Raw genomic sequence first — 8,975 nt, forward strand, 5'->3', positions numbered from 1 at the left:
CCTAATTGAATCGTTTGGACAAACAAACAATACCTCGACTCTGTCCTAATTGATCTCCCATAGGAACCTCTACTGCGTCCATGGCGTTATCACCGAAAGTCAATTGCCAAACTCGATACCCATGAGGCTCGTCTCGAGATAAGAATACGTTTTTGGGGAGTTCTGCAATTAACTGATGAGCCTCTAGGAAGTCCCATAGCTTTTGATACTCAGCCTTCTCTGCGAGAATTCCACCATAACTCTTACATGTATTTCGAATGTCCCAAGCATTGGCTTTATAATTCAAAAGTTCATCGGCCAGAACCTTATAGTTTGTATCTCCAATTAGGTATGTCTTAGAAGGTATAAGGTCATCTTTCTGTATAAGAATAGTCCCCATATAATCATCTTCCTTACCTTTCGCTCTAACATACAAAGGAGCCTCCGGTAGTTTGGAGAACTTGAGCACTACTGAGTTAGTTCCTTTGGAATACGAAGATTGAAAACTTACTTCAGACGCTGATAAAAAGTCCACATCAATTGTGTCATCCTCATCTTCACCTACTGGTCGATAAAAGGTTAGCATCACTTCGTTCTTTGCTAGCGTCTTTTTCTCTATAAGAACGGAAGGCAACTTCATTTCGGTTACGTTCTTTCTATCATGCTCTGTAACATGAGTTTCCATATAAGACTCGCCTTTCCCATACTTATCTCCCGTAATGGCACTCCATGCCCATGAAGCTTGGGCGCCATAGGTCATTCCAGACTCATGACTGAAACCATAAGCATGAGCTACTTCATGCCATATAACATTGTAAGCTTCATTCGTATAAGGTCGATTAGAATCAAACTTTGGATCCACTACCTCCCACCAAGCTGATGCCCATCCCCCCCCATTTGACAAGGCTTTGGTTATATCAGGTGACGTTCCTCCGCCCATACCGTGAGCAGCATAGTGAGCGGTCATCACACGCATTGATAGGCGATGGCCTTTAGAGCCATACTTTAAAAATGCCATTTCTGAATAGCTAAGTTTTTTGTCTGTCCATGACTTACAATCATATTTCTGGCACTCCTCTGGAGTGGCGAAATATTTGTTCAAGTTGTCTAAAAAGCTCTTACGATTAAATGCATTATGCATATTCGTTAGCATGGTTTCATAAACTTGTCTTTGCTCTTTCGTTGGCGTGGCATAACATGCCTGGCCAGGCCCCTTTAAAGAACAATCTTCACCGATCATGGTCACTTCAGGTGTAAACAGTCGCATTTGGTTCACAACCTTGATATGTTCTAGTGTCGTCGTTCCAGAGGTCAGTCTCGCTTGGCTATACGCAGGAATTTCTTGGTCCAAAACAATTGTGACAAGACGCTGGTCGTCGCCTATCCTTGCTATGAAGCGGTTTACCGGCTGCGGAGTGCTGTTCGTCAATAGGGCATCTACGCCTTTTTGCTCTATTTTCATCTCGGAGAATGCGAACGTATCAGGTGTAGCAATTGGTATGATATCTCGTGGAGTTATATCCACTCGCTGAAGTTGAGTAGGGCTAACTTCATATTGAGTGCTGAAACTTTTTTCATTTATCGCTCGCCCCGTATGAGAATTAGAGTGTTGACCACCTTGATTGTTATGGGTATCAAAGTACCCATCATCGCTGTAATTACAACCAACCAAACTAACCGCACTGCCTAACATTGTTATTAATAATTTATTTTTCATACACATCCCTCATATAGGAACGCGATTGTCATTCGGCATACATTGAAAATAAAGATAATATATGGAATGTGATTATTTAGCTTACTGATAAATATTTATCTCAGATTCGAATGATTTAAATTATCTCGGCTCTATTCAATAGTAAAAAGGGCCGTGACTCAACTAGCCACAAATTCAAAAAAACATTTCGCCTCTGAAGTTACATCCTATTGTTTGGTGTTTAAGTAAGAGGTGGAGTACGTTGTGAGAGCATAGCTGAGACTCGAACTGGCAGGTCATGGAGCCATGCCTCGACGGTTTGTTTGAACTGTTCATTGCTTGCCACATTGGATGTGGTGGGAAATAGGTCGACACCAACTTGCTCCAACATTTTGAGAGTCGAGCTTTGATATTTACTATGTGCTTGTGCCTTTTTCACTCTTGCGATGATCAGCTGTACCTTGGCTTTGTACACTTCTAGTTCATCCATTAACTCATAACTCAAACGATCTGAACGAAGCTGCACTATTTCCTTTAACGTTTTTTCGCGTTGAGATTGAATCTGCAATCGCAGCCTATCTGATTGGTAATCAATATTCGCCGCACGAACTTGCCCGATGATCGCTACCGCATTGGCTAACGAGGTTAACTTCTCTAATGCTTGTTTTTGCTCCAACTCGTCCAGTTTTGCAGGCAATGTCAGCAACTCGATAACCTTAATCGCTAAATTTAGATCTACCTGAAACCACTCATTATTACGCAAGTTAGGATCAGAGTCGTAGTAACTAGAATAACCCACTGAGAAATTTGGCAGAGCCTCAAGCCAAGCTCTTTTGATCTCAAGACCGGCGTTGCGAACTTGATACATCGACTCCATTAAGTCAGAACGATGATAGAGCGCGAATCGTTCAAGCTCCGGAAGGGCAATATCCTCAATGTTCAGCCCCAACGTGTTGACACCTTTGTGCTCAAGAGGAATATCTAGGCTTGGCGCACTTATCAGTACCATGAGGTCTTGCTTGGCGCTCAGAAATTCCTGCTCTACATCTTGCAGCTGTACCCTAAGGCTTAATATTTGCTCTTGATATTGCAATAGGACTAAGGGGTCAACCAACTCTGTCTGCTCCAGCGCTTTTGCTTGCTTTAACATCTCACCTAATGTCTGCAACGTTTGGCGAGAGATCGACACTTCCTGTTCCATGGCAGAAACCACTAGGTAGGCACTTAGTACTTCTCTAACAATACGGCTCATCACTCTTCTTTGTTGTTGCTGTTCCATTAATAGATCATTGCCGGCTTGCTGCGCACGTAAATACGCTTGACCGAGGTCTAAAGAGGACCAAGAAATAGTATTGGATGACGTATTTTTGTCTCGGGCAGGAGGAAGTACGTCTACTGCACCACCATCGTTGTTGCGCACATAGCGATTGGAGTTCGAATCTAGCTTGGGTAAAAAGCCAAACATGGCGTTATTTAACGCTGATTGACCGATTAAATTCTTGTACCTCGCTTGCTCAATCTCCAGATTATTTTTCAGCGCCAAAATCACCGCATCCGACAGTGTGAGAGGCTTATTAATTTCTATCTGAGTGTTTTGAATCCAGTTAAGTTGCTGCAGTACTCGCAACTCTATTTGTTCATCAGATACTTTGTCTGGCGTTACTGAGCACCCGGCAAGCAACACAACCATTACCACCAATAATCTATTCATTTATGGCTCCCTAAAGCTCTCATCGAGCGCTCTCGCAATCGGGAACAAAATGTACGAGATCAATGTTCTTCTGTCGGTTTGGATATTAGCCTCAAGCGACAGACCAGGCTGTAATCGAAACTCATCTGGTTTATTACGAATACCTTCAACACTAGTGATATCAATCCAACCTCGATACGCTAACCCTTCTTTCCCATAAACATCATCAGTTAACACATCCTCACTTACTTGACGCAGCTTGCCTTGCATGGTGCCGTATTTGGTAAAAGGTAACGAATCCAGCTTAACAGTCACCTCATCCCCCAATGTAACTTGGTTAATATCGGCTGGATTCAAATCAACTACGATTTCCATTCGCGTGTTAATAGGCACAATCTCATATAGGAATTCATTTGTTGCCACATAGGTTCCCGAAGTCTTATCTGCGACTTTGAGGATGATACCGTCAATGGGAGCATGGATTTTTGAAAGTCTCTGCTGACTTTGCGCCGACACTAATTGCTGCTTCAACGCAATGTACTCTCGCGTTGCACTAACCAGTTGATCGGAAACGTCCACTTTGTGCTGACTGATGTAGCGTTTAAGATCACTAAGCGTCGTTTTTGCTTCAGTAGTCAGAGAGGTAATGCCACTGAGAAGTGACGTCTTTTTTCTTTGTAGTTCCAGGAGTTGCTTTTGAGAATCTAGGAATGCCTCGCGCTTTGGTCCCGTGCGTCTGTACTTGTCCTTTTCCTGCTCATATAAACGTCGCCTCTCTTTAACTAGCGACGTTTGCAAACTGATTTGTTCGATAACCACCGATTGCTCTTGATGCAAGCTTTGGATTCGTTCATCCAGCGACAGCAAGGTCTCTTTTTTGGCCGCAATTGTGGCACCGTATGCCCCTTTTCTCGCGTCAAACAGAGTCATTTCTAATTTCTGCGCTGAGCGAGGCGGGTTTTCTATTAAGTAAGGCGTCTCGGCAAGCTCTGCTTCCAAGCGACGAATGCGTTCTTTAAGGCGCGTCATTTGATATCGAGTCACGTGAATATCCGAATCGATCGCTCGACCATCGATAACAGCAATAAGATCACCTTTTGTTACTTGGTCGCCAACTTGAGCGACAAACTGCTCTAAAACACCCTCGGCTTGACTTTGAATGACTATATTTTGTGCCATAGGTTTAACGTGGCCACGAGCAACAACAAAGGTGTTTACCTGAGATACACTGGCCCAAATAATCAGTAGAAATAAGGCGCCTAGAATCACCCAAACAGAAAGCGAAACCAGCCGATTAGGGTAAGAATGACGAATTTGTTGCCATAAGGGAGCATGTTTTAACAGTTCATCCTTGTGCTTAATATTCATGAGGTCACTCTCTCCTCAGGCAGATCGAAGCTGGGTTGTGTAGACCTATGCTCAACGGACGCATGCTGTTTATGCCACAATTGCTGATACAAATCGCATCGTGCTAACAGCTCCTGATGAGGTGCAAAATCTACTAGTTTTCCATCATTGAGAACAAGGATTTTGTCCATGTAAACCATGGAAGATAAACGATGAGAAATGTTAATTAGCGTTCGCCCACGAGCAAGCGCATGAAGGTTGTTAAGTATGTGCTGCTCACTGTCGGCATCAAGTGCACTCGTTGCTTCATCCATTAACAATATTGGAGGGCTGTTTAGTAACGCACGCGCAAAGTTGAGTCGCTGCCGCTGACCTCCCGACAAATTGCTGCCATTTTCTTCCAACACCGTGTCGTAACCCATAGGGAGTTTATCGATAAAGCTATCGGCGCCAGTGAGTCTGGCAACATCGATGATCTCTTCCAACGATTTGCTCGGATTGGCTTTAGCGATATTGTCTTTTATCGTCCCTCGAAACAGGAAGCTGTCTTGCAATACAATGCCGATTTGGGAGCGAAGATATCCCGGTTCGTATTCGCGTAGTTCATTGTTATCAATACGAATCGAGCCTTGATTCGGTCGATAAAATCCGAGTAGCAAGCGAGTTAATGTACTCTTTCCTGAACCACTAGGGCCTACAATGCCTATTTTCTGGCCTTGATGAATATGTACGCTGAGCTGATTAATTGCGGCAGGTAAATCAGGTGCGTAATGAAATCCCAACTGACTGATGGCGATTTCCCCTTTGATTGGCGACGTCACTCCTCCTTCTCTCACCCGCTCTGGAGGACTATTGAGCACTCGACCTAGCATATCAACACTAATGGATATCTGTTGAAACTTGCTCGTCAGTCCAATGAGTTGCACCAAAGGCCCTGCAATACGGCTCGCCATGATATTAAAGGCAATTAAAGTACCAATCGTCAGCTCCCCTGCTAATACCAACTGAGCACCAAGCCAAATGATCACCAATGACATCACTTTCTGCAAAAAGCCACTGATCTCATTGATGTAACCACTCCAACGGCCAACGGTGTGCTGACGAGACACTACATCAGCTGTGACATCCAGCCACTCTTGTTGCTGACGTTTTTCTATCGCCATACTTTTTATGGTTTCCATGCCTTTCACATTTTCAACCACTATGGATTGTCGCTCTGCTTCCGAGAGATAAAGCGCCTCTAGCTGGCGTCGATAAGGCCGAAGAATTGCGAATAATGCCATCATAATGACGCAGCAAAACCCAACCACAACCCAAGTGAGCGTAGGACTGAAAAACCACATCACAGGAAGTAACACCACCACTGACGTGAGTTCAATCAGAGTAAACAATAGGTTGCCAGTGATAAACTCACGAATGCCACTGGCTTCTTGAACTTGCTTGGCGAGTTTGCCGGATGCCACCTTGTGGAAAAAAGCCAGCGGTAGCCGAAACAGCCTACGACAAGTCAAGTGTGCTATTTCGATATCCAATCGTGCCACTGAGTGTAATACGATCAGGTTGCGGATGAACGCCAATACACCACTGATTGCAAGAGCGGCAATAGCAGCGATGAACAGCACGTGTAAAGTGGCGTAGCCGGAATAACCAATAACCTTGTCGAAAACAATCATGGAAAATAACGGCACGACAAAGGCGATGATATGCAGAAAAAGAGACACTGCTCCTATAGTGTAAAGTAAGCTTGGCTGCTTAAGTGCTTCGTGGAACAGCCAGCCAAAACCGAAGGGTTGTTCGATGCCAACATCCACACCGAGAGGTCTAACAAAAATCACATCTCCTTTCCAACAGCGACGAAAGGTAGCTTCATCAACCGACAACAATTCTGTTGATTCCGCCTTAGGATCTTGAATCAGAACTTCTAGTTTGCCTTCAGACGTAGACTGCACGCCCGCAGCGATGACAAAGTCACCGTGCTTCAATTTAAGAATCACTGGGAACGCAGCACCCAACTTCGATAGTTGTCGCCAACGCAGTTTTTCGCATTTGGCATTAAGCCCAGTTTGATTAATCAGCAGCGTTAAATCAAGCGAACTCATGTCATCTTCCTTGATTTCATGATCCCGCTTTAAAGTATCGACAGAGTGATAAACCTGATAATACCTAGCGATAAGAACGTACGCCTCCAATGCTGTGTTCAAATCTATTCCTACTATTTTCAGTGATGATGCAATTAGCTAAAACTTGGCGCTAATGTGCTTTTCTCTTGGTCGCTGCTTGTACCTTCGGCCGGCTTCTCAGTAATCAAACCTCTACTTTTCAATTCTTCGAGTAGCTGAGTGTGGGTTTGCCAGCTTCGTAAAAACGCATCGGGAGACATCACCAATCGCAAGTTATGCTCCTTTGGAGGCTCTTTACCGCTAGTCTCTGGATCCACCGCAAAGGTGTAGAAATCCATGCGAATATTGCCCGCGATAATTGCGACGTTTTCAATACCATCAATGTAATGTTGATCTGCCATGATTTTGCTTTCCTTATTTAGAAAAAAAAGGCCTGACTCAATCACTGAGTCAGGCTCCCGATTACGCAAGACTTACTGCGCTATCAATTTTCGATTTAGAATCGTGCATGTCGCCAAGTATTGTTTCCACAACGCTCGACAGCTCGTTGTTTACATCTCCAAAGTCAACCTTATTTGCCTCTCCATCTTGTAACCAAGCTACCGTTGCTTCAGCTCCTGCCTCTAACGCTGCAACTGAATCAAAAGCAGCAAAGCCACGCAGCTGTTCAGATGCCGACGCATCCATACTATCCCAGTGCTGTTTTAGCTGTGCGAAGGTTAGGCTGGACAATCCTTCGACTTCAAATACGTCGTTATCGCCCCAGTTGTTTAAGCCAATTTCGCCAAGCGACTCATTGCCAAAAACAATATCGACCTGAGAGTGATCTTCAGAAAGAACGAGGTTATCCAAGGTAAAATTCAGGTCATTCTGAGTGTTGTTGCTGTTGATAAATAACGAGTCAACTTCAGACACAATATCCGACTCATAAATATCAAAACGGCCGCTTCCCAATGTAAACCGATAGCTGTCATTGCCTTCGCCACCAGTTACTTGAGCACTACCGAATCCAGATACGAACACGTCATTTCCTGAGTTCCCTAAAGATACCGACTGATCATCAAAGCTGAACAGAGAAGCGATACTATCGTGCTTATCACCACCAAAGGTGCTCACAACGTTACCCATAAAGTCGGTAATACCACCTAACACATTATTGATGATTGTTGCGCCGCTTGAGGTTAGTAAGTCGAAGGTCTCCCAACCTAGGTTGAGGAAGACATCATTACCTTCACCACCAGAACTAACACCAGCTAAACCGATATTAAGTACGGTGTCATTGCCATCTCCCATGGACACCACATTGGCCAGTCCCATGTTAATCGCAAAGTCATCACCTAGTCCTGCGGTCACCGTGTTAGCACCACCAATAGTAGCAATCACATCATTACCACTACCGCCGCTGACAACCGACTTACTGCCCATGGCAACTATGAGGTCATCACCATTACCACCTACAACATGGTTGAACAGGCCACCAACAAAGATACCGTCATTACCTCCACCACCATCGACTAGGTTACGTACGCCTGCGGCAAACAACACATCACTTGCTGATCCAAACTCATCGACATAGTCACCATATACTTTGTTATCAATACCCATCACGAAAGCAACGTCACTACCTTTATGTAAGGAGACTGTATTTTCCACACCTATGGACACCACGTAGTCATTTTCAAACGTCGTACTGACATTATTTTTACGACCCACAACAACGGCGGTTGTTACGGCAAAACCACCTTTCACGGTATTTTCATTACCTAGAGCGAAAATGACGTTCTTCGAGGTCACCCCCGGAAGGCCGGGTGCAGTATCGCCTTTAATAGTATTTTTGTTACCGATCGCTGCCATCAAGTTTTCACCAGTGCCACCAGCTAGGTTGTTCTCATTACCAATTGCCAGCATCACATCATTATCGAAGCCACCAGCTAAGGTATTTTCAGTACCAATCGCGAGCGCCACATTGGAGCCGTAGTCGTCACGCCAGATATTCTTCGCGCCAACCATCAGCGCAATATCGTTACCACGTCCGGTGTAGACTACGTTCTCGCGTCCGACACCAATGGCTACATCGTCACCACAACCACCCATCATGCGGTTGGTATCTCCTAACGCCAACACAAGCCGGCGACAGAGTCGC

General features: G+C 44.7%; 6 protein-coding genes. All 6 read right to left on the reverse strand.

Annotation, left to right across the window (positions count from 1 at the left end):
* Position 1 precedes the first annotated feature (1 nt).
* Entirely contained in the window at positions 2-1,696 is a 1,695-nt protein-coding gene (locus tag HW45_RS14030) for a hypothetical protein (protein WP_038227538.1), read from the reverse strand.
* 220 nt (positions 1,697-1,916) lie between these two features.
* Positions 1,917-3,386, reverse strand: a complete 1,470-nt coding sequence (locus HW45_RS14035) for a TolC family protein (protein ID WP_038227539.1) — start codon at positions 3,384-3,386, stop codon at positions 1,917-1,919.
* Entirely contained in the window at positions 3,387-4,733 is a 1,347-nt protein-coding gene (locus tag HW45_RS14040) for an HlyD family type I secretion periplasmic adaptor subunit (protein ID WP_038227541.1), read from the reverse strand.
* A complete protein-coding gene (locus HW45_RS14045) occupies positions 4,730-6,913 on the reverse strand; it encodes a peptidase domain-containing ABC transporter (RefSeq protein ID WP_081875822.1) in 2,184 nt (727 codons plus the stop codon). Before HW45_RS14045 ends, HW45_RS14040 begins: the two co-directional genes overlap by 4 nt.
* A 32-nt stretch (positions 6,914-6,945) precedes the next feature.
* Complete coding sequence (locus tag HW45_RS14050) at positions 6,946-7,233, reverse strand: hypothetical protein (protein WP_038227542.1); 288 nt, start codon at positions 7,231-7,233, stop codon at positions 6,946-6,948.
* A 61-nt stretch (positions 7,234-7,294) separates the two neighbouring features.
* Positions 7,295-8,975: calcium-binding protein (locus tag HW45_RS14055; protein ID WP_200874579.1), on the reverse strand; the 1,681-nt coding region annotated here is incomplete at its 5' end.

This window comes from Vibrio sp. ER1A, assembly GCF_000733315.1.
GTDB lineage: Bacteria > Pseudomonadota > Gammaproteobacteria > Enterobacterales > Vibrionaceae > Vibrio > Vibrio mediterranei.